25 protein-coding genes and 1 tRNA gene are annotated in these 23,315 nt (G+C 63.7%); 20 read left to right on the top strand and 6 right to left on the bottom strand.

What is annotated here, in order from left to right; genetic code table 11:
- Nucleotides 1–52: 52 nt before the first annotated feature.
- The 8 genes from ACOJCM_RS15450 to nanR all read left to right on the top strand — a co-directional run bounded on the left by ACOJCM_RS15450 (nt 53) and on the right by nanR (nt 8,049).
- The gene (locus tag ACOJCM_RS15450) at nt 53–817 is read left to right on the top strand and encodes an SDR family NAD(P)-dependent oxidoreductase (RefSeq protein ID WP_445212959.1); all 765 of its coding nucleotides are present in this window, start codon (nt 53–55) and stop codon (nt 815–817) included.
- On the top strand, nt 814–1,839 hold the full coding sequence (gene pdxA, locus ACOJCM_RS15445; protein ID WP_445212958.1) for a 4-hydroxythreonine-4-phosphate dehydrogenase PdxA: 1,026 nt from the start codon (nt 814–816) through the stop codon (nt 1,837–1,839). Before ACOJCM_RS15450 ends, pdxA begins: the two co-directional genes overlap by 4 nt.
- Nucleotides 1,836–3,038: a four-carbon acid sugar kinase family protein gene (locus tag ACOJCM_RS15440; protein WP_445212957.1), complete on the top strand. Its 1,203-nt coding sequence runs from the start codon at nt 1,836–1,838 to the stop codon at nt 3,036–3,038. Before pdxA ends, ACOJCM_RS15440 begins: the two co-directional genes overlap by 4 nt.
- A gap of 130 nt (nt 3,039–3,168) precedes the next feature.
- Nucleotides 3,169–4,161: a sialic acid TRAP transporter substrate-binding protein SiaP gene (locus ACOJCM_RS15435; RefSeq protein WP_445212956.1), complete on the top strand. Its 993-nt coding sequence runs from the start codon at nt 3,169–3,171 to the stop codon at nt 4,159–4,161.
- Nucleotides 4,162–4,212: 51 nt separating this feature from the next.
- Complete coding sequence (locus ACOJCM_RS15430; protein WP_445212955.1) at nt 4,213–4,755, top strand: TRAP transporter small permease; 543 nt, start codon at nt 4,213–4,215, stop codon at nt 4,753–4,755.
- A gap of 33 nt (nt 4,756–4,788) precedes the next feature.
- On the top strand, nt 4,789–6,168 hold the full coding sequence (locus ACOJCM_RS15425) for a TRAP transporter large permease (protein ID WP_445212954.1): 1,380 nt from the start codon (nt 4,789–4,791) through the stop codon (nt 6,166–6,168).
- A 20-nt stretch (nt 6,169–6,188) separates the two neighbouring features.
- The gene (locus tag ACOJCM_RS15420; RefSeq protein ID WP_445212953.1) at nt 6,189–7,265 is read left to right on the top strand and encodes an Ldh family oxidoreductase; all 1,077 of its coding nucleotides are present in this window, start codon (nt 6,189–6,191) and stop codon (nt 7,263–7,265) included.
- Between the two features lie 67 nt (nt 7,266–7,332).
- Entirely contained in the window at nt 7,333–8,049 is a 717-nt protein-coding gene (gene nanR, locus ACOJCM_RS15415) for a transcriptional regulator NanR (protein ID WP_445212952.1), read from the top strand.
- 18 nt (nt 8,050–8,067) lie between these two features.
- Here the strand turns inward: nanR and ACOJCM_RS15410 are convergent, their stop codons facing one another.
- The 4 genes from ACOJCM_RS15410 to kduD all read right to left on the bottom strand — a co-directional run bounded on the left by ACOJCM_RS15410 (nt 8,068) and on the right by kduD (nt 12,307).
- Nucleotides 8,068–9,708, bottom strand: coding sequence for a UxaA family hydrolase (locus ACOJCM_RS15410; protein ID WP_445212951.1), 1,641 nt, complete (start codon nt 9,706–9,708; stop codon nt 8,068–8,070).
- A gap of 24 nt (nt 9,709–9,732) precedes the next feature.
- Nucleotides 9,733–10,596 (bottom strand): fumarylacetoacetate hydrolase family protein, encoded by an 864-nt coding sequence (locus ACOJCM_RS15405; RefSeq protein WP_445212950.1) that lies wholly within the window; start codon nt 10,594–10,596, stop codon nt 9,733–9,735.
- A 37-nt stretch (nt 10,597–10,633) separates the two neighbouring features.
- Entirely contained in the window at nt 10,634–11,383 is a 750-nt protein-coding gene (locus tag ACOJCM_RS15400) for an SDR family oxidoreductase (protein WP_445212949.1), read from the bottom strand.
- Nucleotides 11,384–11,554: 171 nt separating this feature from the next.
- Entirely contained in the window at nt 11,555–12,307 is a 753-nt protein-coding gene (gene kduD, locus ACOJCM_RS15395) for a 2-dehydro-3-deoxy-D-gluconate 5-dehydrogenase KduD (RefSeq protein ID WP_445212948.1), read from the bottom strand.
- 291 nt (nt 12,308–12,598) lie between these two features.
- Between kduD and ACOJCM_RS15390 the strand changes: the two genes are divergently transcribed.
- Nucleotides 12,599–12,675 (top strand) — tRNA-Pro (locus ACOJCM_RS15390).
- Nucleotides 12,676–12,789: 114 nt separating this feature from the next.
- Here ACOJCM_RS15390 and ACOJCM_RS15385 read toward each other — a convergent pair.
- On the bottom strand, nt 12,790–13,149 hold the full coding sequence (locus tag ACOJCM_RS15385; protein ID WP_445212947.1) for a hypothetical protein: 360 nt from the start codon (nt 13,147–13,149) through the stop codon (nt 12,790–12,792).
- Nucleotides 13,150–13,355: 206 nt separating this feature from the next.
- Between ACOJCM_RS15385 and ACOJCM_RS15380 the strand changes: the two genes are divergently transcribed.
- The 5 genes from ACOJCM_RS15380 to ACOJCM_RS15360 all read left to right on the top strand — a co-directional run bounded on the left by ACOJCM_RS15380 (nt 13,356) and on the right by ACOJCM_RS15360 (nt 18,047).
- Nucleotides 13,356–13,529 carry a DUF2970 domain-containing protein gene (locus tag ACOJCM_RS15380; protein ID WP_445212946.1) on the top strand — a complete coding sequence of 58 codons (174 nt, stop codon included), beginning with the start codon at nt 13,356–13,358 and terminating at the stop codon, nt 13,527–13,529.
- 186 nt (nt 13,530–13,715) lie between these two features.
- Entirely contained in the window at nt 13,716–14,831 is a 1,116-nt protein-coding gene (coxB, locus tag ACOJCM_RS15375) for a cytochrome c oxidase subunit II (RefSeq protein WP_445212945.1), read from the top strand.
- An 81-nt stretch (nt 14,832–14,912) separates the two neighbouring features.
- Nucleotides 14,913–16,547 carry a cytochrome c oxidase subunit I gene (gene ctaD / locus ACOJCM_RS15370; RefSeq protein ID WP_445212944.1) on the top strand — a complete coding sequence of 545 codons (1,635 nt, stop codon included), beginning with the start codon at nt 14,913–14,915 and terminating at the stop codon, nt 16,545–16,547.
- A gap of 49 nt (nt 16,548–16,596) precedes the next feature.
- Entirely contained in the window at nt 16,597–17,190 is a 594-nt protein-coding gene (locus ACOJCM_RS15365; RefSeq protein ID WP_445212943.1) for a cytochrome c oxidase assembly protein, read from the top strand.
- Nucleotides 17,187–18,047: a cytochrome c oxidase subunit 3 gene (locus ACOJCM_RS15360; protein WP_445212942.1), complete on the top strand. Its 861-nt coding sequence runs from the start codon at nt 17,187–17,189 to the stop codon at nt 18,045–18,047. The genes ACOJCM_RS15365 and ACOJCM_RS15360 overlap by 4 nt, the downstream gene beginning before the upstream one ends.
- Nucleotides 18,048–18,089: 42 nt before the next feature.
- Here the strand turns inward: ACOJCM_RS15360 and ACOJCM_RS15355 are convergent, their stop codons facing one another.
- Nucleotides 18,090–18,287 (bottom strand): DUF2909 family protein, encoded by a 198-nt coding sequence (locus ACOJCM_RS15355; RefSeq protein WP_445212941.1) that lies wholly within the window; start codon nt 18,285–18,287, stop codon nt 18,090–18,092.
- On the opposite strand from ACOJCM_RS15355, the gene ACOJCM_RS15350 reads away from it, so the two are divergent.
- The 6 genes from ACOJCM_RS15350 (at nt 18,286) to ACOJCM_RS15325 (ending at nt 23,308) form a co-directional block, all read left to right on the top strand.
- Nucleotides 18,286–19,044, top strand: a complete 759-nt coding sequence (locus tag ACOJCM_RS15350) for an SURF1 family protein (RefSeq protein ID WP_445212940.1) — start codon at nt 18,286–18,288, stop codon at nt 19,042–19,044. The genes ACOJCM_RS15355 and ACOJCM_RS15350 overlap by 2 nt on opposite strands.
- On the top strand, nt 19,029–19,580 hold the full coding sequence (locus tag ACOJCM_RS15345; RefSeq protein WP_445212939.1) for a hypothetical protein: 552 nt from the start codon (nt 19,029–19,031) through the stop codon (nt 19,578–19,580). The genes ACOJCM_RS15350 and ACOJCM_RS15345 overlap by 16 nt, the downstream gene beginning before the upstream one ends.
- 52 nt (nt 19,581–19,632) lie before the next feature.
- Nucleotides 19,633–20,709, top strand: a complete 1,077-nt coding sequence (locus ACOJCM_RS15340) for a COX15/CtaA family protein (RefSeq protein ID WP_445212938.1) — start codon at nt 19,633–19,635, stop codon at nt 20,707–20,709.
- Between the two features lie 16 nt (nt 20,710–20,725).
- The gene (cyoE, locus tag ACOJCM_RS15335; RefSeq protein WP_445213487.1) at nt 20,726–21,661 is read left to right on the top strand and encodes a heme o synthase; all 936 of its coding nucleotides are present in this window, start codon (nt 20,726–20,728) and stop codon (nt 21,659–21,661) included.
- A 240-nt stretch (nt 21,662–21,901) separates the two neighbouring features.
- A complete protein-coding gene (locus ACOJCM_RS15330) occupies nt 21,902–22,369 on the top strand; it encodes a DUF2489 domain-containing protein (RefSeq protein WP_445212937.1) in 468 nt (155 codons plus the stop codon).
- Between the two features lie 243 nt (nt 22,370–22,612).
- On the top strand, nt 22,613–23,308 hold the full coding sequence (locus ACOJCM_RS15325) for an OmpA family protein (protein ID WP_445212936.1): 696 nt from the start codon (nt 22,613–22,615) through the stop codon (nt 23,306–23,308).
- Nucleotides 23,309–23,315: the final 7 nt, after the last annotated feature.

The raw sequence follows: 23,315 nt of genomic DNA, 5'->3' as shown, positions 1-23,315 counted from the left end.
GCAGCCGCTTCGACATGAACGACACGTAACCAATACTGGGGAGATACCAGCAATGCTCGAGGAGTGGAAAGGCAAGCGTGTGCTGATTACCGGGGCCAGCCGTGGCATCGGGGCGGCCGTGGCACGTCAGGTGGGTGCCCTGGGCGCACGGGTCGCGGTGCATTACCACGCCAGTGCCGACAAGGCCGAGGCGGTGGCGGCGGATATCCGGGCGTCAGGCGGCGAGGCCGTGGTCGTCAACGGTGACGTGAGCCGATCCGCGGAGGCGAGGCGCGTCGTCGACGAGGCTGCCGATCAGTTGGGCGGGCTGGACCTGTTGATCAATAACGCCGGGGACATGCTGGGCCGGGTCGCGCTGGGCGAGATCGACGATGCTCACTACGACCGCGTGATGGATCTCAACGCCCGCTCGGTGGTGATGGTGTCCCAGGCGGCGCTGCCACACTTCCGGCGTGCCGGCAGGGGCAACATCATCAATACCGGCTCGATCGCGGCGCGTAACGGGGGCGGGCCGGGTGCCGGCCTCTATGCGTCGGCCAAGGGCTTCGTCACCACGCTGACCCGTAATCTGGCCAAGGAGTTGATGGGCGACAACGTCCGCGTCAATGCCGTGGCGCCGGGCGTTATAGCCACCGACTTCCACGTGCGCCACTCCACCGAGGAGCAGCTGGCGGCGGTTTCCGCTTCCATTCCCATGGGGCGTACTGGCGTGGCCGAGGAGTGTGTGGGGGCTTATGTGTTCCTGGGCACCGACAGCATGAGCGGCTACGTGACCGGACAGATCGTCGAGGTCAACGGTGGCCAGTTGATGCCATGAAGCAGACGCCAGCGCAGGACGAGGCTGCCCGCCACGCTTACGACCTCGCCATCACCATGGGCGATCCGGCCGGTATCGGCCCGGAAATCATCTGCCGTGCCGTTGCCGCCATGACGCCCGAAGAGCGGGACCGCGTGCTGCTCATCGGCGATGCTGCGATATTCCGACGCGCTTCGACCCTGATCGACGAAGCGCTCGAATTTACGGCACTGGACGAAACCCGGCCCGGCGATGGGCGAGTGGCCGTGTCCGAGGTCAACGTGCCCGAAGGCGAGACGATAGCCGATGGCCGCATCAGCGCCGGTGGCGGCGACCTGGCGTTTCGCTGCGTCGAGCGAGCGGTGGCGCTGGTGCAGGCCGGGCGGGCGAAAGTGATCGTCACCGCGCCGCTCAACAAGGCGGCGCTGCACGCTGCCGGGCACCACTACGACGGGCACACCGGCATGTTGGCGGCCCTTACCCAGGCGCCTTCCTCGTTCATGCTGCTGGCGTCCGAGACGCTTTCCACATTGCACGTCTCCACCCACGTGTCGTTGCGCGGGGCGATCGAGCGGGTGACCGAGGAGCGCATCGCCGCGACCGTGGAGGTGGGCCACGACCACCTGATTGCCATGGGGCTGGCGGTGCCGCGCATCGCCGTGGCCGGGCTCAACCCCCACTGCGGCGAAGGGGGGATCTTCGGTGACGAGGACGAGCGGATCATCGCGCCTGCCGTACGTGCGCTGCGCCAACGCGGCTTCGACGTTCAGGGACCGATCTCCGCCGATACGGTCTTCTATCGCGCCTCGCGCGGCGAGTTCGACCTGGTGGTGGCGCAGTACCACGACCAGGGGCACATCCCGGTAAAGCTGATTGCCTTCGATACCACGGTCAACGTGAGCCTGGGGCTGCCGATCATGCGCACCTCGGTGGATCATGGCACGGCCTTCGACATAGCCTGGCAGGGGCGTGCCGATGCCACCAACATGGGGGCAGCCATCGCCTACGCACAGCGTCTGGCCGCGCAGTGGGAAGCGGCGTGAGCCAGGCCTGCGAAGTGGTCATCGTCGCCGACGACCTGAGCGGGGCGCTGGACGCTGCGGCGCCTTTTGCCCAACACGGCATGGCGACACGCGTGGCGGTCACGCTGGAGGGGCTCGATGCCGCCCTTTCAACGAGTCGGCGAATCCCTCAGGTGGTGGCGGTCAATACCGGTTCCCGACATCTCGACAGGGCAGGGGCCGCCCGGCGCGCGGCACAGGCGGCGGAACGGCTCCTCGAGCACCGGCCGAAGCTGCTGATCAAGAAGATCGACTCGACGCTGCGCGGCCAGGTGGTGGACGAAAGCGTGGCCTTGCGGCGCCTCGGCGAGCCGCGCCGCCTGCTGGTATGCCCCGCGGTGCCGAGCCAGGGGCGCCTGGTGCGCGGAGCCGAAGTGTGGGTCGACGGTGAGCCCCTTTCGGCCACCGCCTATGCACGTGATGCCCTATCGCCGGCCTTGGCGGGGCCGCTGGACAGCGCCTTCGAGGCCGAAGGTATCGCACTGGAGCGCTACGATCCCGACGCTTGCCGGCATGGGGCAGCGCCCTTGCTGCCGACAACAGACTGCGTTGCCGACGCCTCGGATGATGCGGCATTGGCGCGTATGGCCGATCAGCTCCTCGAGGCCGCCCGCGAGTGGCTGCCGGTCTGTGCAGCAGGCCTGACCCGGGCGCTGGCCCATCGTCTGGCGGCGGCACAAGACCGGGCGGCTACGCCGCGGCCACTGTCACTGCCCGAGCCGTCGCGTCTGCTGTTGGCGGTGGGGTCACGGGCTCCCCGCGCCCGCCGCCAGCTCGAACGGCTGCGAGAGGCGTTTCCCGACATTCCCTGGCTACCGGTCTTCGGCACGGGCCACGACGATGCCGAGCAGCGCATGCGCGTCATCGTGCCCGGCGTATCGGCAGGCGAGACGCCGAGTGCCGAAGCGGTGGCCGCAGGCATGGCCGCGGCGGTCGCCGCCGCGGGTGGAGAAGCGCATGACACCCTGTTGTTCCTTTCGGGAGGCGACATTGCCCTGGCCGTGCTGGAGCGACTCCACGCCGATTTCATCGACCTGAAGGGGGAGTGGGTCTCCGGTGTGCCGTTGGGCAACGTCAACGGCGACGCCAGGCGACCGGTAATGACCAAGGCGGGGGGCTTCGGCCCGGAGGAACTGCTGGTCAGGCTGGTCGAAGGTATTAGACATTCGTCGAGAGCTTGATCGCTCGGTTGCGGCTTGCGTAACCAGCGGCTAGTTTTTCATATGATGGTATGACACGTATACAAGAACCCATCAGCTGTGACGGCGATGACCGTCAGCGCACCGCTTCACTCACAAGGAGAACAACAAGATGGTCAAGCAGAGCAACCGCCAGTGGAATCGTTGGCTGTCGACCACGCTGCTGATGGCGGGGATGAGCGCCGCAGGCGCCGCAGCCGCCGAGTCGCTCACCTTCGCCCACGTCTACGAAACCTCGGAGCCCTATCACGAATGGGCCTTGTGGGCCGCCGACGAGATCGAACAGCGTACCGATGGGCGCTATACCATCGAGGTGCATCCCGCCTCGTCGCTGGGCAAGGAGGAGGATATCAATGAGGGCCTGACGCTGGGCACCGTGGATATCATCTACACCGGGAATCAATTTGCCGGGCGTTCCTATGGGCCGATCGGCATAGCCGGCGCTCCCTACATGTTCCGCGACTTCGATCACTGGCAAGCCTATGCCGAGAGCGACCTGTTCCAGGAAATATCCCAAGGCTATCAGGACGCGACCGGCAACGTGCCGGTGGCACTCAACTACTACGGCGAGCGCCATGTGACCTCGAACAAGCCCATCGAGACGCCCGAGGACATGCAGAATCTCAAGATTCGTACGCCCAATGCACCGATGTACATGATGTTCCCCGAGGCGGTGGGGGCCAATCCGTCACCGATCGCCTTCGATGAGGTTTACCTGGCCTTGCAACAGGGTGTTGTGGATGCCCAGGAAAACCCATTGCCGACCATTCGTGCCAAGGCGTTCTATGAGGTTCAGGACTACATCAACCTGACCGGGCATATCACCGACTCGCTGATCACCATCATCGGCGGACCGCTATGGGATCGCCTCTCAGAAGAGGATCAGGAGGTCTTCCGCGACGTCTTCATGGAGGCCAGCAAGAACATCACCGAGGACATCCAGCAGCAGGAACAGGAACTGGTGGCCTGGTTCGAGGAGCAGGGCGTGACGGTCAACGAGGTCGACCGCGAGCCGTTCCGCGAGGCGGTCATGCCCGAGCACAACGGAGACGACGCCACCTGGGATCAGGAAACCTACGACCGGCTGCAGGAAATCGGCCAATAACCGTTCGAGGCGTGCCGCTCCGATGACGGGGCGGCACCTGGGAGGGCAACAATGGCGCACGATATCCTGCCGCCCGAGGCTGCCAGCATCGACCCCGTCGAGGAAGACGATTTCGACTTCAAGGCGTATGGCTGGGAAGACTGGCCTACCCTGGCCCTTTTCTGGGTGCTGGCCTTCGTGGTGTTCCTGCAATTCTTCAGTCGCTATGTCATGGGCAGCTCGGTGGGCTGGACCGAGGAGATCGCCCGCTACCTGCTGATCATGGTGGGCTTTCTGGGCAGCGCCATGGCGGCGCGCAAGAACTCCCACATCGCCGTGGAATTCTTCTACCGCTACATGCCGGGCACGGCCGGTCGGGCGATGTCGATGCTGGTGGATATCGGCCGCACCGTGTTCTACGCCGCTGGCGTGTGGATCAGCTACGGTCTGGCGGCCAAGACCAACGCCATGATGGTCTCGATCGACGTGCCCAAGCACGTCATCTACTACGTCGTGATGGTCGGCTTCCTGCTGATGCTGGTGCGCTCGATCCAGGTGACGATCCGACACTGGCGAGAAGGCGAGAGCGAGCTGACCACGGCCAAGGATCGATGATGACGACAATGACAATTCACCGGAGGGCTCGCCATGCCTGAGGTATCGGTCACACGGCGCAAGGGATCGGTCGTGCCGCCGCTGGTCGCCGCCCTGGCGATCGCCTTCTGCGTACTGATGGCCATCATGGGCTATTACCTGACTTTCCTCTTCGCCACGATGTTCACCTTGCTGGTGATGGGATTTCCCATCGCCGTGAGCCTGGCGGGCTCCTGCCTGCTTTATGTCTACCTGACCGGCCGGGTGCCCGATATCGTGGTCGCGCACCGCATGATCAACGGCATCGACAGTTTTCCGCTGCTGGCGATCCCGTTCTTCATTCTGGCCGGGAACCTGATGAACCATGGCGGTATCACCACACGCATCTTCGATTTCGCCCGGGCGCTGATGGGGTGGATGCGGGGCGGTCTCGGTCACGTCAATGTCGGTGCCAGTATCGTGTTCTCCGGCATGTCGGGGGCCGCGGTAGCCGATGCCGGTGGACTCGGAACCATCGAGATCAAGGCGATGCGGGATGCGGGGTACGACAAGGAGTTCGCCGTGGGTATCACGGCGGCGTCCTCCACCATCGGGCCGATTATCCCGCCCAGCCTGCCCATGGTGATCTATGGCGTGATGGCTGGCGCCTCGGTGGGCCAGCTGTTCGCCGCCGGCCTCATCCCGGGGTTGCTGATGGGCGCAAGCCTGATGATCATGATCGCCATTCTTGCGCGGCGGCGCGGCTATCCCCGCGATGCCTCGTTCTCGCCGGGGCTGGTGTGGCTGACGTTCAAGCGCGCCTTCCTGTCGCTGCTGACGCCGGTGATCATCGTCGGCGGCATTATCACGGGGGCCTTCACGCCGACCGAATCGGCCATTGCCGCCGTGGTCTACGCGCTGCTACTCGGCACCGTGGTCTATCGCATCCTGACCTGGCGGCGTCTGCTCAAGGTCAGCATGGAAACCATCGAGACCACCGCCGTGATTCTGCTGATCGTCGCTGCCGCGTCGATCTTCGCCTGGATCCTGACCAGCAACCAGGTCACCCGGCATGTCATGGAGCTGCTGGGGCCGTTCTCGGACAACCCCATCGCCATCCTGCTGTTGATCAACCTGGTGCTGATCGTGGTCGGTTGCTTCATGGAAACCATTGCCGCAATCACTATCCTGGTGCCCGTGCTGCTGCCCCTGGCCGTGAATGCCGGCGTCGATCCGGTGCACTTCGGCGTGATCATGGTGCTCAACCTGATGATCGGCCTGTTGACGCCGCCGGTGGGCATGGTGCTCTACGTGCTGTCACGGGTGTCGAACATCTCGTTCGAGCAGTGCATGCGCGGCACGCTGCCGTTCCTGGTACCGCTGGTGATCGCTCTGCTGCTGGTGACTTTCGTGCCGGCCATCTCGATGTGGCTGCCCACGCTGGTCTATCGCTGAGCCGACGAAGGATGAGAACGATGAGCGAACCCCAGGCGGAATTCAGGGTGCAGCGGGACGAGCTGGAACGCTTCATGCGGGATGCCCTGGCCCGTGCCGGGGCCGATGCTGCCTCGGCTCATGCCGTGACTCGGGCGCTGGTGACTGCCTCGAGAATGGGTACCGACAGCCACGGGCTGCGCCTGTTGCCGCATTACATACGGGCGCTGCAGGGGGGGCGTATTACGGGGGCCCCCGAGATGCGCTTCGAGCGCCGCCTGCCGGCGACCGGCTACCTCGATGCCGACAACGGCTTCGGTCACCTGGCCGGCTATACCGCCATGACGCATGCCGTGGAGATGGCGCAGGAGGTTGGCGTGGGGGCCGTGGCCGTGGGGCATTCCTCCCACTTCGGAGCGGCGGGCTGCTATGCCCTGGCGGCTGCCGAGCGCGGTCTGGTCGGGCTGGCATTCTGCAACTCCGACCCGTTCGTACTGTTGCATGGCGGTAGCCGGCCGTTTCATGGGACCAACCCCATTGCCTTTTCCGCACCGGTATCCGGCGGGTTGCCCTACCTGCTCGACATGGCCACCAGCTCGATTCCCTGGAACCGGGTTCAGCAGTTCGGCGCCATCGGACGCGAGCTGCCTGACCAGGTTGCGGCCGACCGCGAGGGTAGGGTGACCCGTACGCCTGCGAAGGTGGCGGCGCTGCTGCCCTTGGGCGGGGGAGACTTCGGCTTCAAGGGGGCCGGCCTGGGAGGGATGGTTGAGGTGCTCAGCTCGACGCTGGCGGGCATGGTCAATGGTTTTCGGCTGCTGCCCATGGGCGGGCCCGACATGGCGACGCCACGCGGTGTCGGACATTTTTTCCTCGCCCTCAGGCCCGATGCCTTTGCCCCGGGCGATCCCTATCCCGAACGGATGCGCGACTACCTCGCCGACTTGCGCGGCCAGCCGGGGCGCGAGAATGCTACCGTGATGGCCCCGGGCGATCGCGAGTGGGCCTGTCAAAGCCGCCGTGACGTGGAGGGCATTCCCCTGGATAGCGCCAACCAGGCGGCCTATTGCGAGCTCGCCAAGCAGCTCGGCGTCGCACCGCTCGAGCGGGTGCACTGAACCGGCCAGCGCCGATAAATACGGTAGACTGGCAGGATTTGGCGCATTTACCAGGAGTCCTCAGCCTATGAGCAGATATCGGGTCGAGCGAAAGACGCTCTCGGAGCAGGTGGCAGAGCAGCTCGAGGCGGAGATCCTCGAAGGCAGGCTCAGCGAGAACGACCAGTTGCCCTCGGAGCGTGAACTGATGGAGCAGTTCGGCGTCGGCCGCCCCGCGGTGCGCGAAGCGCTGTTCCATCTGCAACAGCTTGGCCTGATTGCCATCAACAGCGGTACCCGCGCCCGGGTGATTCGGCCCACCGCCGAGTCGGTCATGGCGCGTCTTTCGGGAGTGACCCGGCAATTGCTCTCCAAGCCCGATGGCCAGCAGTATTTCCAGGAGGCGCGGGCATTGTTCGAGCTATCCCTGGCGCGCTACGCGGCGCGTCATGCCAGCGACCAAGATCTCGCCCGACTGCGCGACGCGCTTCAGGAAAACCGCGCTGCGCTGGGCGACGAAGCGCGCTTCAAGCGCTCGGACAACGACTTTCACGGCGTGCTGGCGAGCATTGGCCGTAATCCCATCTTTGATGCCATTCACGTAGCGCTGTCGGAGTGGCTCGATGACCGGCGCGCGCAGGTTCTGCAGCAGAGGGACGAGGACAAGGCGGCGCTGGCCGCGCATGAGGAGATCGTCGCGGCCATCGAGTCCCGCGATCCCGAAGCCGCCGAAGCGGCTATGCGGCGTCACTTGGACCGTCATTACGGGACCTATATGAAGCTCAAGAAGCGCCTGGCAGATTAAGCGATGAGCCACGTTATTCTATAAGGAGACGCCGCGCTTCCACGGGATAAAATCATACTGCGCCAGGCGCACCGCATGCGGGCGGTAGCGGCCGGAGGCGGTGTCGATGCAGAGCTTCAGCAGGCGATCGGCCAGTGCGTCGATTTCTGCCTCGCCGCGAATGATGGGGCCGGCGTCGAAGTCGATGACGTCACCCATGCGTGCCGCCAGTTCGCTGTTGCTCGATATTTTCAGTACCGGTGTGACGGGATTGCCGGTTGGCGTGCCCAGCCCGGTCGTGAACAGGATCAGGTTGGCGCCCGACCCGGCCAGCGCGGTGGTGGATTCGACATCGTTGCCCGGGGTGCAGAGCAGGTTCAAGCCGGCTTGCGTCTGCGGTTCGGTGTAGTCGAGCACGTCGACGACGGGGCTGTCACCTCCCTTCTTGGCCGCACCGGCGGATTTCATGGCATCGGTGATCAGTCCATCCCGGATGTTCCCCGGGGAAGGGTTCATGGAGAAGTCGGCACCCACTCGAGCGGCATGCTGCTGATAGGCCTCCATCAGCGCCTGGAAGCGCTCGGCCACGGCGTCATCGCGGCAGCGTGCCATCAGTTCGTGCTCGACACCGCACAGCTCGGGAAACTCGCTGAGAATGCCGCTACCGCCCAGCGCCACCAGGCGATCAACCACGGCGCCCACCAACGGGTTGGCCGAAAGACCCGAAAAGCCATCCGAACCACCGCATTCCACGCCGAGCGAAAGGGCCGAGAGTGGGGCGGGGGCACGCGCTACGCCGTTGGCCATGGCCAGGCCGTCGAAAATGGTGGTCAGGGCCTCGCGTATCAGGCCTTCTTCGCTGCGGCTGGCCTGCTGCTCCAGGTAATGGACGGGGCGCAGCCCGCCGGGATCGCGCTCGGCGACGGCGTGCTTCAGCATGTCGATCTGCGCCTTCTGACAGCCGAGGCTGAGTACGGTGGCACCGGCCACGTTGGGGTGACAGATGTAGCCCGCCAGCAGTTGGCAGAGCGCCTGGGCATCGTCGTCGGTTCCGCCGCAGCCCAGGGTATGAGAGAGAAAGCGTACCCCGTCGACGTTGGGGAACAGCCGCTCGTGGGTCACGGCTCCCCCTTCGCCGGCGCTCTCGCCGTGCAGCAGTTCGCGGGCCATGCGCTTGTAATGGCGGTAGGGGTCTTCGCCAAGGGCATCGGCGACACACTGGCGCAGCACCTCGATGTTGCGGTTTTCGCAGAATACCAGCGGCACCACCAGCCAGACGTTAGCCGTGCCGACCTTGCCGTCGGGCCGGTGGTAGCCCTCGAACGTGGCGTCGGAGAAGGCCGAAACGTCCGGGACACGCCATTCGCCGCGCCTGGCCTGGGGTACCGCCGAGGCGGTGCTGTGCTCGGTGTTATCGACGGTGATGGCCGCTCCCGGCCGAATGGGGCATGTCGCGCGTCCCACGGTGACGCCGTACATGATCACGGCGTCGCCCACCGCAAGCTCCCGCAGGCTGAACTTGTGCTTGTGTCGGATCGGTTCTGCCAGGCGCATTTCGACACCTTCGTCAACGACCCGGGTGCCGGCGGGCAGATCCCTGAGGGCCACGCGAACATTATCGGCGGCGTGAACGCGCAAACTATCGAGTTGGCTGCGGTCGCTGGCAATGGTGTCGGTCATGGTCGAGGCTCCGAGTTGATGGGCTTAGGCATGGCGTTGGCCGGCCGGCTCGGCAATCACGCCCTGGGTCTGGATGCCAAGACCCTCGATGCCCAGGCGCATCTGTTGCCCGGGGCGCAGGTAGGTCGGAGGCTTCTGGCCCATGCCCACTCCCGGCGGGGTGCCGGTGGAGATGACATCGCCGGGTTCGAGCGTCATGAAACGGCTCAAGTAACTGATGAGGTAGGGTATTTGATAGACCATGGTACGTGTGTTGCCGTCCTGGTAGCGGTGGCCATCTACTTCCAGCCATAAGTCGAGCGCGTGCGGGTCATCGATCTCGTCCGGTGTCACCAGCCACGGGCCCAGCGGGCCGAAGGTGTCGCACCCCTTGCCCTTGTCCCAGGTGCCGCTGCGCTCCAGCTGGAATTCTCGCTCGGAGACATCGTTGACGACACAGTAGCCGGCCACATGTTCCATGGCCTCCGCTTCGGTCACGTAGCGGGCCTGCTTGCCGATTACCACGCCGAGTTCGACCTCCCAGTCGGTCTTTTGGGAGCCGCGTGGAATGATGACATCGTCATTGGGGCCGCAGATGGCGCTGGTCCATTTGTTGAAGATCACCGGCTCGGGGGGCACCTCGGCACCTGTCTCGGCAGCATGGTCGGAATAGTTGAGTCCGATGCAGATGAACTTGCCCACTCGTCCCACGCAGGGGCCGAGCCGGGTGTCGGCGCTGACCTCAGGCAGCCGCGCGGGGTCCAGATCGGCGAGCCGTGACAGGCTGGCGCGCCCCAGCCGCTGGCCATCGAGATCGTCGATATGGGCCGAGAGATCGCGGATGGTGCCGTCGGCGTCGAGCAGGCCGGGTTTCTCGTGGCCCTTGGGGCCGAAGCGCAGCAGTTTCATGTTTTCTCCTCTCTCGGATCCGTTTCGCAGATTCAAATCAGACCAGCCAGCCGCCGTCGATCACCTGGGCGGTTCCGGTGGTGTAGGCGGACTCGTCGGCGGCCAGGTAGGTGGCCAGGGCGGCGATTTCCTCTGCTGTGCCCAGCCGGCCCAGGGGCTGGCGGGTGAGGAATTCGGCGTGCACCTCGGCTTCGGAGCGCCCCTGTTGGCGGGCCTGGTCGCGAATGCGCTGGCGCAGCGAGGGGGAATCCACGGTGCCGGGGCAGATGGCATTGCAGCGGACGCCCTGCCCGATGTAATCGGCGGCGATGGACTTGGTGAGGCCGATCACTGCAGCCTTCGTGGTGCCGTAGGCGCACCGATTGGGCACGCCCTTGAGGCTGGAAGCCACCGAAGCCATGTTGATGATGCTGCCGCCACCATGCGCGATCATGCCGGGCAGCAGGGCGCGGGTCAGGCGCATCATGGCCGTGACGTTCAGCGCCAACGAGAGTTCCCAGTCGCTCTCACTGCCGTCGAGCAGCGAACCGCTGGCCACATGACCGGCGCAGTTGAACAGCACATCGAGCGGGGGGAGTTCGGCGGCAAGGGCTTCGATGGCCCTGGCATCCAGCACGTCCAGGCGGCGAACCTCGATGCCCGGTGTCGTGGTCAGGTCGCCGAGCTTGTCCTCGTCGATATCGGTGGCGATGACTCGCGCTCCTTCGGCAGCGAAGCGAAGGGCGGTGGCACGGCCGATCCCCTGGCCCGCGGCTGTAATCAGCGCCGTCTTGTCGCTCAATCGCATGGCAGTTCCTTGTTGTGATTATTCGATCGTAAGGCCATCCAACGGGCGGGAAAGGGCCTGCGTCGGGCTGGCAAGGCCGTCCTGAGCAGGGTTGCTGGTATGACAGGATACTAGCCTGACGATTATCCCGAGTATGGCCCAGACCCAACGAAATGCAACTTGCTTGGACGCTCAACGCGCAAGCCAGCCGCCATCCACTGCCAGGGCGTGTCCATTGACATAGCTGGCGGCATCGGAGCAGAGGAAAATCGCGGCACCGGCCAGATCGTCCGGCGTTCCCCAGCGCCCCGCCGGAATGCGACCGAGAATCTCGGCACTGCGCGTCTCGTCCTCGCGCAGCGCCTGGGTGTTGTCCGTCGCCATATAGCCCGGGGCGATGGCGTTGACCGTAATGCCGTGGGCGGCCCACTCGTTGGCCAGCAGCCTCGTAAGCCCCAGGATTCCGCTCTTGCTGGCGGTATAGGAGGGAACCCGGATCCCTCCCTGGAACGACAGTACCGAGGCGACGTTGATAATCCGCCCCGGGGCCTTGCGTTCCACCAGATGGCGAGCGACCTGCTGGCTGAGGAAGAAGGCTGCCTTGAGATTGACATCGATCACCTCGTCCCAGTCCTCTTCGGAGAACTCCAGCGCCGGTGCACGCCGGATGGTGCCGGCGTTGTTGACGAGGATATCGATGTGCCCCATGCGTTCGACGGCCTGAGCGACGATGGCATCCGCGCGGTCTTGGCCAAGCCTCGCTTCAAGATTGACGTAGCGGCGGCCAAGCGACTCGATGCGCTCGCGCGTCTGCTCCGCGGCACGACGATTGACCCCGATGATGTCGGCACCGGCCTCGGCCAAGCCCACGGCAATACCCTGACCGAGCCCCTTGTTGCAGCCTGTGACCATGGCGACACGGTTAGCCAAAGAAAAACGTGACATGCGTCTCTTCCCTCTGTGTCAGGAAAATGGGTGCAGAGGTCAAAGATAGCGCCGATTCGAGTGTCGGGAGGAAAGTTGTGGCACTGACAGGTTCGGCAGTTGCCGTGTCGACAGCCTTCGGGTGGCGTAGTGACAAGGCAACCATCTGAAAGGAAAGTACAAAAGAGACTTTTCATTTGGGTCCGAACGCGCTAGTATACGCCTCGTTCTCGGGGCGCCAGGCACGACCGGTCAACCCGGAATGTACGGATGTTGCCAATCATTTTTTGGTGTGCAGCCGGATAAAAAAGTCGGAGCGTGGCGCAGCTTGGTAGCGCGCTGCAATGGGGTTGCAGAGGTCGCAGGTTCGAATCCTGTCGCTCCGACCACTGATTCAGAATAACCGCCACGTACGGGTCATGCCGAGTGGCGGTTTTTCGTTCGCTTCCTCTGAATCGCTTCGATGCGGCCACCGGGGTTGGCATGTGCCGTATCAGGGCCGATCACAACTCTTCCCAAAGTCGCCGCTTCAACTCCAGAGGCAGGTTCGCCACCTGCTTGAGCCGTTGCAGATGCTGATCGGCGACTTCCTGGGCGATTTCCTGGTAGCACTCCCTCATCCTGGCCGGGTCGGCACCATGCTTGTCGTAGCAATGACCGAACTGCTGGCCCGCTTCCGCAAGCGCGGCCAGGAAGCGTGCCTCTTGCTGAAGCATTTCCGTCATGCTCTCCATCCAGGCTAGCTGCAGTCGCGTCATCGGGGTGAGTCCCTGCAGGCATTGCTGCGACCACCACTGAACAAGCGGCAGCGAGGCCCCAAGGGCGGGATGGGAGAGGGGAGTCGAGAAGTTGGCGGTGGTCATGTCGCACTCCTGTCGCGCCGCGAAGCCTGCCTGGCGATGAAATGAGAAAGGTCATCCGAAGATTGTAGTCCAGGCGTGGTGAGGCTCCGGGGAATTTTGCTGCGCTTCGTCATGATTTGTTGCTGCAGTTTCATGACATGACGCTTTTCCCGTCACGGTCGGCTTGTGGCATGCTCTTGAAGGCCGAATACATCGGGAGCATAGCAATGTGGAGTGTCATCAAGTCGGTGCTGGCGGCATTCTTCGGCGTCCAGCGCGACCAGCAGCGGCGTGAGGATTTCGAGAAAGGGAACCCTGTCGCCTTCATCGTGACGGGAATCGTCATGGCGTTGATCCTGGTCGGATTGCTCGCCCTGGTAGCATTCCTGGCGGCCGGTTGAGAATCGCACCGGCGGTTGCGTTGACTGGTGCGTTAGCCATAAGGCGAATTCGGTAGCAGTGACTTTCTGATTGCGGATTCATATACTCGATGAAGAAGCGGCTAATGTTCTACGGGACGAGAACCCCCGCACCCTGACAGACGGGGCTGCCGTTATCGGGACAACTACAAACATCGGGAGGCGTCGATGCGCACTCTGCTCGTCTGGTTGGCAGGGGGCTTGACCCTTGTCGGCTCGAGCCAGGTGGCTCTGGCTAGAGGCTGGAACATGCCTGTCGGGGTCACGGACCTCAGCGGCGAAATCTATGGGCTACACATGATCATCTTCTGGATCTGTGTCGTCATCGGCGTTGTCGTGTTCGGGGTCATGTTCTATTCCCTGATTCGCTTTCGCCACTCGAAGGGCGCCAAGTCCGCCAATTTCCATGAAAACACCACGATCGAGATCATCTGGACGGCCATACCCCTGCTGATCCTGGTCGGCATGGCGATACCCGCCACGGCAACGCTGCAGAAGATCTACGACCCTTCCGATGCCGATCTCGACGTCATGGTCACCGGGCAGCAGTGGCGGTGGCGCTACGAATACCTGGGAGAGGACGTCTCCTTCAATTCCAATCTGGCCACGCCTCGGGCGCAGATACGCGGCGAGGAGGACCGTGGAGAAAACTACTTGCTGGAAGTCGACGAGCCGCTGGTGCTTCCGGTCAACCGCAAGGTACGTTTTCTTTTCACCTCGGATGACGTGATACACGCCTGGTGGGTGCCGGATCTCGCCGTCAAGCAGGACACGATGCCGGGGTTCGTGACCGAGAACTGGGTACGAATCAACGAGCCGGGTATCTATCGCGGACAATGTACCGAACTCTGTGGCATCGACCACGCGTTCATGCCCGTCGTCGTTCACGCAGTCGAAGAGGAGGAGTTCGACGAGTGGCTGGCCGAGCGTAAGGAAACGGCAGCCGAAGAAGCCATGGGCGTCGACCGCGAGTGGGAAATGGACGAGCTCATGGAGCGGGGCGAGGGAATCTACGGCAGCATCTGCGCCTCTTGCCACCAGGCGGAGGGCGAAGGGTCGCCACCGGCATTCCCGGCGCTGGCCGGCAATGAGCAATTGATCTCGGATGCAGACTGGCACATCGATACCGTCATGAACGGCGTATCCGGCAGTGCCATGCCCGCATTCCGCAATACGCTCAACCCGGTCGAGCTGGCGGCGGTCATCACTTATACCCGCAACGCCTGGGGCAACGACACCGGCGATGCAGTGCAGCCCTCGGAGATAGCCGAGCGGCTAGAATGATGATTGCCATCACGGCGCCTGGGCGCCGTGATGCTCCTGACATGCTGCGTTACTACAAGATAATGAAACTGGAGTATTCCGATGGCCCCTAAGGTACCTCCTCAACCGACTCTCGAGCAGAGCACCACCGCCGCGGAAGCAGGGCATGGACATGCCCACGAGGCCCCGCCCAAGGGCCTCATGCGGTGGCTCTTGACCACCAATCACAAGGAGATCGGCTCCTTGTACCTGATCTTCTCGCTCACGATGTTCTTCATCGGCGGGATCTTCGCACTGGTGGTACGCCTCGAGCTCTTCCAGCCCGGTCTGCAGTTCGTCAACCCTGAATTCTTCAACCAGATGACCACCATGCATGGCCTGATCATGGTCTTCGCGGCGGTCATGCCTGCCTTTACCGGGCTGGCCAACTGGATGATTCCGCTACAGATCGGGGCGCCTGACATGGCGTTGCCGCGCCTCAACAACTTCAGTTTCTGGTTGCTGCCGGTGGCCTTCGGCCTGCTGCTTTCCACCCTGCTGATGCCGGGTGGGGGCCCCAACTTCGGCTGGACCTTCTATGCGCCGCTGTCGACCACCTATGCGCCGCCATCGACGACCTTCTTCATCCTCTCGCTGCACATCGCGGGCATCAGTTCGATTCTGGGTGCGATCAACATCATCGCCACCATCCTCAACATGCGCGCACCGGGCATGCGCCTGATGGACATGCCGCTTTTCGTGTGGACCTGGCTGATCACGTCGTTCCTGCTGATTGCCGTGATGCCGGTGCTCGCGGGGGTGATCACCATGATGCTGATGGACATCAACTTCGGCACCAGCTTCTTCAGCGCGGCGGGAGGCGGCGACCCGGTGCTGTTCCAGCACCTGTTCTGGTTCTTCGGGCATCCCGAGGTCTACATCATGATCCTGCCAGCGTTCGGTATCGTCTCGGCGATCATCCCGACCTTCTCCCGCAAGCGCCTGTTCGGCTACGCCTCGATGGTCTACGCCACGGCCGCCATTGCCGTGCTGTCGTTCCTCGTCTGGGGGCACCATATGTTCGTGGTGGGCATGCCGCTGGTCGGACAGCTGTTCTTCATGTACGCCACCATGCTGATCGCCGTACCCACCGGGGTGAAGGTATTCAACTGGGTGGCGACCATGTTCCGTGGCTCGATCAGCTTCGAGCCCCCCATGCTGTTTTCCCTGGCCTTCGTGATCCAGTTCACCATCGGCGGTTTCTCCGGGCTCATGCTGGCCATCGCGCCGGCCGATTTCCAGTATCACGACACCTACTTCGTCGTGGCCCACTTCCACTACGTGCTGGTGCCGGGGGCAATCTTCGCCATCCTCGCCGGGGCCTACTACTGGTTGCCCAAGTGGACCGGCCACTATCCCAACGAGCGCTTGTCGCAGTGGCACTTCTGGCTCTCGGTCATCGGCGTCAACCTGACCTTCTTCCCCATGCACTTCTCCGGGCTTGCCGGCATGCCGCGACGCATTCCCGACTACGCGCTGCAGTTTGCCGACTTCAACCTGGCGTCATCGCTGGGAGCCTTCCTGTTCGGCATCTCGCAGCTGCTGTTCGTTGCCGTGATCGTGCTCTGCGTACGCGGTGGCAAGAAGGCGCCGGCCAACGCCTGGGGTTATTCCGAGGACCTGGAGTGGAGCGTACCGAGCCCCGCACCCCTGCATACGTTCGAGACACCACCGACCTTCCAGCGTCCGGCTCACTGAGCCGGGCGGTCGGCCGTTGCCGGCCGACCGGGGAGAAGAGGAGTGAAGCATGAGCCAGCACGATAACCGGACTCAGCAGGCAGCGGTGCGGCGAACGGTGTGGCGCAGCGTGGCGGCCCTGGTCGGCATGTTCGCCTTCGCTTTCGCCCTGGTGCCGCTGTACGACGTCTTCTGTCGCGTGACCGGGCTCAATGGCAAGGCCGATACCTCGGCCCAGGCCATCGTTCACGAGGAGGTCGATCAGTCGCGCATGGTGACCGTGCAGTTCATTACGCGCAACGGTTCGGGCCTGCCGTGGCGCATGGATGTCGAAACGCGGCAGGTGAGGCTACATCCGGGGCAGACGTCAGAAGTCAATTTCACTTTCAGCAACCAGAGCGGTGCGGAGAGCTGGGGGCGTGCCGTCCCCAGCGTTTCGCCCGCTACCGCGACGCGGCATGTGCGCAAGACCAGCTGCTTCTGCTTCGAGGAGCAGCAGCTGCAGGCGGGCGAGCGTGTCGAGCTGCCGCTGGTCTTCCAGTTGGCCCGTGACCTCCCCCCTGAGGTCAATACCATTACTCTGGTCTATACCCTCTATCCGGTGGAGGGGAAGGACGTACCGCTGCAGGCCGGGGTAAAGAGCGACGAAGGAGGTGAGGCATGAGTGGTGGCAGTTATTACGTTCCCGCAACCAGTAAATGGCCGGCGCTGGGTTCATTGGCACTCGGGACGATGATGGTCGGCACTGGCATGGTGCTGGTGCATGGGCGCGGAACCCTTGTTTCGCTGGTCGGCCTGGTGGGGGTTGTCGCCGTCATGGCGCTGTGGTTCCGCGACGTGGTCAAGGAGTCCCGCAGCGGCCTCTACGATACGCAGATGGATCGCTCGTTCCGCTGGGGCATGGGCTGGTTTATCTTCTCCGAAGTGATGTTCTTCGCCGCCTTTTTCGGTGCGCTCTTCTACGTACGCACCTTTGCCATCCCCTGGTTGGCAGGCGAGGGCACCAAGGGGGCGACGGCGTTGCTGTGGCCGGAGTTCACGGCGCACTGGCCCCTGCTGAGCCCGCCCGATGCCTCCGTGGCCGGACCGGCCCAGGTGTTCAGTCCTTGGCATCTGCCGTTGGTCAACACGCTGATTCTGGTGTCATCGAGCATTACGCTGACCGTGGCTCACGAGGCGTTGAAGGAGGGCAAGCGTCAGGTCTGTCGCAACTGGCTGGCGGGAACCGTCCTGCTGGGCCTTTGCTTCATCACCATCCAGGCGGTGGAGTATTACGAAGCCTATGCCCACTACGGCATCACGCTGGAATCCGGCATCTACGGCGCCACTTTCTTCATCCTGACCGGCTTCCACGGCCTGCACGTGATCATCGGCACGTTGATACTCATCGTCATGTTGTTCCGTGTGATGCGCCATCACTTTTCGCCCGAGGAGCACTTCGGCTTCGAGGCGTCATGCTGGTACTGGCACTTCGTCGATGTGGTCTGGGTGGGGCTGTTCCTGTTCGTCTACGTGTTCTGACGCAGGTGCAACGCCACGGCGCGACATTCGGCAGTCAGGGCCTCAAGCGGGGCCCAGGCTGCCAAAGTAGAAACCGTAGAACAACAGGGCCAGCAGTAGCGCCGCCAGGGACACGCGGATTTTCAGCGAAACCAGCAGGCGCCTCGAACTGGAGTCGTCACGGAGGAGAAAGCCGACGCCGGCGGCAAGGCTGGCCAGCATGGCCAGGAACACGACGACTATCAGGGTCTTGAGGAACATGAATCACTCCATCGGGAGACAGGGAGTCGGGAGCTGGCGACTGGCTGCCTGGTTCACTTTCTGGTCACTATTGGTGGCGCTGGGCCTGTTCCTTGGACTATGGCAGTGGGAACGGGCCGCCGACAAGCGCGACTACCTGACGCGGCTTGACGCGGCGCCAACGCTTGAGGCACCGCGTGAAGCGCCGCCCGAGGGGACTCACCTGGTCCTGCGCGGCTACTATCTGGCGGAGCAGACGCTTTTTCTCGACAATCGCACCCACGAGGGTAACCTGGGCGTTGCGGTTCTCACGCCGCTACGCAGCGAAGATGGCCGCCTATGGTTGATTCAGCGCGGCTTTCTCGCCACCGGCCCGAGTCGGGATACCCCACAGGTGGAGACGCCCGAGGGTGAGGTGAGGGTGGAAGGGCGTTGGCAGGTGGCGCATGACGGGGCGCCGCTGTTCGGCCCCAACCATGAAGGGCGCAGGCTACAGCGAATCGAGCTCTCCGCATGGGGTCTCGAGGAGGGCTTCGCCCACGCTGGCTGGATGCATCTCGAACGTGGCCCGGGGACGCTGGAATCCTGGTGGGAGCCCAGCGTCGTGCCGCCCAGTCGACACATCGGCTACGCCGTTCAATGGTGGGGTCTGGCTCTTGCCGCACTGCTGACCATGCTTCTCGGCGGCCGCAGGCTGGTCAGGGACCGGCGCTCCGCCCGCAGCAAGGCCACGGGAAATGAACCCTCCGAGGAGACTCAAGCGTGCAGCAAGTCATGAACGCAAGACAGCAACGCTTCAAGCTGCTGGCATTGATCGTCATCTTCGCGGCACCTGTCATCGTAGCCTGGGTCATGGTGCATTGGCGCATCGGCATTCCCGAGCAGCGCACGGCTCATGGTGAATTGGCACCGGCCGTACCGCAGCTGGCCGAGTGGCCCTTGACCGAACCCTACGATTCTCTGGATGGCGGAGACTGGGTGCTGGCGTTCGATTGCACGGGCGCTTCCTGCGCCGCGGAGGCTGATCGCTGGTGGCGCCTGCATCGTGCCCTGGGTCGCGAGGCGCCGCGAGTCACCCGGTTGAGGATTGGGGGAGAAGAGGACCTGCTGCCTGGTGAAGTGGGAAGCCAGTGGCAGGCGTTGCCCGTCTGGCAGAGCCCTGGGCAGGTCTGGGTGCTCGATCCCGAGGGCAAGGCCGTGCTGACCTATGACCGCGAGGTCGAGGTTCGGCACGTCATGGATGACGTAAGCCACCTGTTGCGCATGAACCCTGACCGGCGGGCGACGCCGGAACTGGACGACAGTCACCGCTGACATGACGCCGCTTGCCATGCGAGACAAGACGAGGCCAAGGAGAGTGAACGACATGCAGGGCGCTTCGATGCCGAACTCTCACCGCCAGGCTGATCTGCCTCGGCTACGCCTGCTGTTGGCTCTGAGCCTGGCAGGTGTCGTTTTTACCACCGTGGTGATTCTCATCGGGGTCGGTACCCGTTTGGTGGATGCGGGGCTGGGTTGCCCCGACTGGCCGGGTTGCTACGGCCACCTGGTCGTGCCCGATGCCGAGCGTGCCATGACGCACTCTCCGGATGCGCCGCTCGAGGTCTTCAAGGCTTGGGTGGAGATGGTGCATCGCTATGTCGCCTCGTTACTGGGCCTGCTGGTTCTCGGCCTGCTTGCGCTAGGTGCAGGATTGCGGCGGCGCCCCGGCTACCCCTGGATGACCAGCGTGGCGCTATTGGCGGTAATCCTCCTGCAGGGTGCCTTCGGTGCCTTCACCGTGACCCTCAAGCTGTGGCCGCAGGTCGTCACGCTCCATCTGCTGGGAGGGCTCACGGTACTGGTGCTGTTCCTGTGGCTGCACTTGAGCTTGCGGCGCTTCGCCAAGGGCGATGCGATGAACGTGCCTCGGCGACGCGTGACACCCCTGTGGGGGCTGGCCATGCTGCTCCTGGTGCTCCAGCTGGCACTGGGGGGCTGGGTATCGAGCAACTATGCCGGCATCGCTTGCCAGGGGTTTCCCACCTGCAACGGGCAGTGGTGGCCGGAGATGGACTGGAGCGAAGGGTTCCATCTCACCCAGACAGTGGGGCCCAACTACCTGTACGGAAAGCTGCATGCCGATGCGCGTACCGCCATCCATCAGGGGCATCGTATCGGCGCGTTGCTGCTGGGACTGGTGCTGGCGGTCCTGGCGACGCGCTACTGGAGCGAGGCACGCATGCGGCCCTGGCTCGGCGGCCTCGTTCTCGCTTATGGTATTCAACTGAGCCTAGGCATCGCCAATGTGCTGATGTGGCTGCCCTTGTGGTTGGCTCTGCTGCATACGGCCGGCGCCGTGTCGCTGGTCCTGTTGCTGGCATTGGCGGTCTGGCATTGGCGGGAAACGGCCGTGGAGGCTGCAGGTACAACACGAAGCGACAAGGAGTGGGTGCATGTCTAACGCGCTGCAGAAGCGGATGGGTGTGAAGCGCGTGCTGTTGTCTCAGTGGGATGTTGCCGACTGGACCTGGCAGGACCTGCTCACGCTATGCAAGCCCAGGGTGGTGGTGGTGATGCTGGCCTGTGCGCTGGTGGGGATGGCCCTGGCCACGCCGACGTTGCCTTCGCCGTCGACGGTGATATTCGGCCTGGCCGGTATCGGCATGGCGGCCGGCGGGGCGGCGGCGTTCAATCATATCGTCGATCGCAGGCTCGATGCGATGATGCTGCGCACCTCGCAGCGACCGCTGGCGAGTCAGCGGATGCCCACGGTGCTGGCGCTGGGATGGGCAACGCTGCTCTCCGTTGCCGGCATCCTGCTGCTGCTGTGGCAGGTCAATGCGCTCACCGCCTGGCTGACCCTGGGGTCTCTGATCGGTTACGCCCTCATTTATACCGCTTTCCTCAAGCGAGCGACGCCGCAGAATATCGTGATTGGCGGCGTGGCCGGCGCCGCGCCGCCCATGCTGGGCTGGACCGCTGTGACCGGACAGCTGGGGCCGGAGCCGCTGCTGCTGGTGCTGATCGTGTTCGCCTGGACGCCGCCGCACTTCTGGGCATTGGCGATCCACAAGCGTGACGAGTATGCCCGGGCCGGCGTGCCGATGCTGCCGGTCACTCACGGCGAGGCATTCACCCGGCTTCAGGTGTGGCTCTATGGCTGGCTGACGGTAGCCGTCACGCTGCTGCCCTTCGTTATCGGCATGAGCGGGGCCGTCTACCTGTTAGGGGTCATGGCGCTCAATGCCCGCTTCATGTACTGGAACTGGAAAGTCTGGCGTGGAGCGGACCCCAAGGCCCCTCTGGCCGCCTTCTGGTTCTCGATCCGCTATATCCTCGGCGTATTCGGCATCTTGCTGCTCGATCACTACACCGGCATATGGATGCTCATTGCCGCGACGGGACAGGGTTGAAGCACTACACGAGCGAGAGCGAGCGGCAAAGACACCCGGCATTCGCCGGGTGTCTTGCGTATGGCGGGCATGCGTCAGGCCTATCGCGCGGGCGCAGGTCATCACGGTGACGAAAAAGAATCTCAGTGCCGATAGGCGTTCGTGCGGAGCGAACCGGAGCCATGGGGTGAATCGGCTTGCCCTGTGCTCGCCAACGGCTTGCGTTACAATTCGATCTGGAACCTACAGCCTGGAGATTCGATGACGACCACAACGGCATTGATCCTGCTCGCCCTTGCCCTGGCCATCGTTGCCGGCCTGGCGGCCTATGCCTTCACCCTCTGGCGCGAGGTGAAGCGACGGGAAGCCTTTCGCGAGGAGGAACTGCGTCGGGCTCACGAGAACTGCCTGGCCAATCTAGAGATCGTGGCTTCCTCGCTGCTGCAGGAACAGGTCGACGTCACGGAAGGGGCCTGGCGCTGCAAGCTGCTCCTCGACATTCTTGACCCACGCCTGCTGGAGCGCCCCGATTTTCAGGCCTTCAGCGAGGTCTATAGCCGCACGCAGCATCTGCACACCCACTCTGCGCGCAAGGCGCTGGCGCCACGCGACCGCATGCGTGAGGATCGCCAGCGCCTCGAAATCGAGGCGGAGTGGCGCCAGCCCGTCTTGAAAGCGGCGGAAGAGGTGCTTCGGTTTCGTCGCGGTTGGCCGGATAGCCTGCATTGATAACTATACAACGGCTCTACAGCACGGTATGTTGGCAGCGCTTTGTGTACTCCAAGCTAAGCATTGGCCGTTCCCGGGTTTTTTCTGGCAGAAAACCGCATGGCACCATCCAAAGGAGTGAAACGGCCCTTTGAGCAAGGCCGATAACGGCCTACACTTGAAGCCGTTGGGTCAATGAATGTCCTGACCATCGGGTGTTCGCATTTGCATAGCCCCGAGATGAAATCAAGAAGGAGTCTTGCAATGAAAAAATCAACGACTGGCTTGTTGTTGGGTTCTGCCCTGGTAGTCGGCCTTTCCGGCTGTGCCACGGATTTTCAGAGAGGTGGTGACAGGGCTGGCGGTACTGCGACGGCCTCGACAGGTAATGCCTGGTATCAGCAGCCCGTGGTGTGCGGTATCGCTGGTGGCTTGATTGGCGGAAGCATCGGCTATGCAACCAGCGGCCAATCCGACGAGGAAGAAGGCACCGCAACTGGTGCCGTCGCGGGTTCCGCTATCGGTGCGCTGCTGTGCGCCGATCGTACGCCTGAGCCGGTTGCCGAGCCCGAGCCGATGCCCGAGCCCGAGCCCGAGCCTGCACCGGTGACCGAGTTCGAGCCGGTGACGCTGGAAAGCGACGTGAACTTCGCCTTCGACTCTGCCGAGATCCGTCCGGAGGCGCACCGGACCCTCGATGAGGTGGCGACCACGCTGCGTGAGAACTCCAATCTGCGGGTTCGCATCGAAGGTCATACCGACCACGTTGGTTCGGCACAGTACAACCAGGACCTGTCTCAGCGTCGCGCCGATTCGGTCAGAGACTACCTGGTTTCCCGCGGCATCGCCGAGAACCGCATGACGACTCGCGGCTTTGGTGAAGAGCGTCCGGTCGCGTCCAACGAGACCGACCAGGGCCGTGCCCAGAACCGTCGTGTCGAGATCCTGAACTGGGATTGATCGAAGC

Source organism: Billgrantia hypersalina, from assembly GCF_052584175.1.
This window is presented reverse-complemented; position numbering and strand designations above follow the sequence as displayed.

What these genes read in the sequence shown, in the direction of transcription:
- ACOJCM_RS15425 (WP_445212954.1), top strand. Translation starts at nt 4,789, where the DNA reads ATGCCTGAGGTATCGGTCACACGGCGCAAGGGATCGGTCGTGCCGCCG.
- pdxA (WP_445212958.1), top strand. Translation starts at nt 814, where the DNA reads ATGAAGCAGACGCCAGCGCAGGACGAGGCTGCCCGCCACGCTTACGAC.
- cyoE (WP_445213487.1), top strand. Translation starts at nt 20,726, where the DNA reads ATGGGTGTGAAGCGCGTGCTGTTGTCTCAGTGGGATGTTGCCGACTGG.
- ACOJCM_RS15385 (WP_445212947.1), bottom strand. Translation starts at nt 13,149, where the DNA reads ATGACCACCGCCAACTTCTCGACTCCCCTCTCCCATCCCGCCCTTGGG.
- ACOJCM_RS15405 (WP_445212950.1), bottom strand. Translation starts at nt 10,596, where the DNA reads ATGAAACTGCTGCGCTTCGGCCCCAAGGGCCACGAGAAACCCGGCCTG.
- ACOJCM_RS15420 (WP_445212953.1), top strand. Translation starts at nt 6,189, where the DNA reads ATGAGCGAACCCCAGGCGGAATTCAGGGTGCAGCGGGACGAGCTGGAA.
- ctaD (WP_445212944.1), top strand. Translation starts at nt 14,913, where the DNA reads ATGGCCCCTAAGGTACCTCCTCAACCGACTCTCGAGCAGAGCACCACC.
- nanR (WP_445212952.1), top strand. Translation starts at nt 7,333, where the DNA reads ATGAGCAGATATCGGGTCGAGCGAAAGACGCTCTCGGAGCAGGTGGCA.
- ACOJCM_RS15325 (WP_445212936.1), top strand. Translation starts at nt 22,613, where the DNA reads ATGAAAAAATCAACGACTGGCTTGTTGTTGGGTTCTGCCCTGGTAGTC.
- coxB (WP_445212945.1), top strand. Translation starts at nt 13,716, where the DNA reads ATGCGCACTCTGCTCGTCTGGTTGGCAGGGGGCTTGACCCTTGTCGGC.
- ACOJCM_RS15365 (WP_445212943.1), top strand. Translation starts at nt 16,597, where the DNA reads ATGAGCCAGCACGATAACCGGACTCAGCAGGCAGCGGTGCGGCGAACG.
- ACOJCM_RS15450 (WP_445212959.1), top strand. Translation starts at nt 53, where the DNA reads ATGCTCGAGGAGTGGAAAGGCAAGCGTGTGCTGATTACCGGGGCCAGC.
- ACOJCM_RS15350 (WP_445212940.1), top strand. Translation starts at nt 18,286, where the DNA reads ATGAATCACTCCATCGGGAGACAGGGAGTCGGGAGCTGGCGACTGGCT.
- ACOJCM_RS15380 (WP_445212946.1), top strand. Translation starts at nt 13,356, where the DNA reads ATGTGGAGTGTCATCAAGTCGGTGCTGGCGGCATTCTTCGGCGTCCAG.
- ACOJCM_RS15400 (WP_445212949.1), bottom strand. Translation starts at nt 11,383, where the DNA reads ATGCGATTGAGCGACAAGACGGCGCTGATTACAGCCGCGGGCCAGGGG.
- ACOJCM_RS15340 (WP_445212938.1), top strand. Translation starts at nt 19,633, where the DNA reads ATGCAGGGCGCTTCGATGCCGAACTCTCACCGCCAGGCTGATCTGCCT.
- ACOJCM_RS15410 (WP_445212951.1), bottom strand. Translation starts at nt 9,708, where the DNA reads ATGACCGACACCATTGCCAGCGACCGCAGCCAACTCGATAGTTTGCGC.
- ACOJCM_RS15330 (WP_445212937.1), top strand. Translation starts at nt 21,902, where the DNA reads ATGACGACCACAACGGCATTGATCCTGCTCGCCCTTGCCCTGGCCATC.
- kduD (WP_445212948.1), bottom strand. Translation starts at nt 12,307, where the DNA reads ATGTCACGTTTTTCTTTGGCTAACCGTGTCGCCATGGTCACAGGCTGC.
- ACOJCM_RS15355 (WP_445212941.1), bottom strand. Translation starts at nt 18,287, where the DNA reads ATGTTCCTCAAGACCCTGATAGTCGTCGTGTTCCTGGCCATGCTGGCC.
- ACOJCM_RS15430 (WP_445212955.1), top strand. Translation starts at nt 4,213, where the DNA reads ATGGCGCACGATATCCTGCCGCCCGAGGCTGCCAGCATCGACCCCGTC.
- ACOJCM_RS15360 (WP_445212942.1), top strand. Translation starts at nt 17,187, where the DNA reads ATGAGTGGTGGCAGTTATTACGTTCCCGCAACCAGTAAATGGCCGGCG.
- ACOJCM_RS15435 (WP_445212956.1), top strand. Translation starts at nt 3,169, where the DNA reads ATGGTCAAGCAGAGCAACCGCCAGTGGAATCGTTGGCTGTCGACCACG.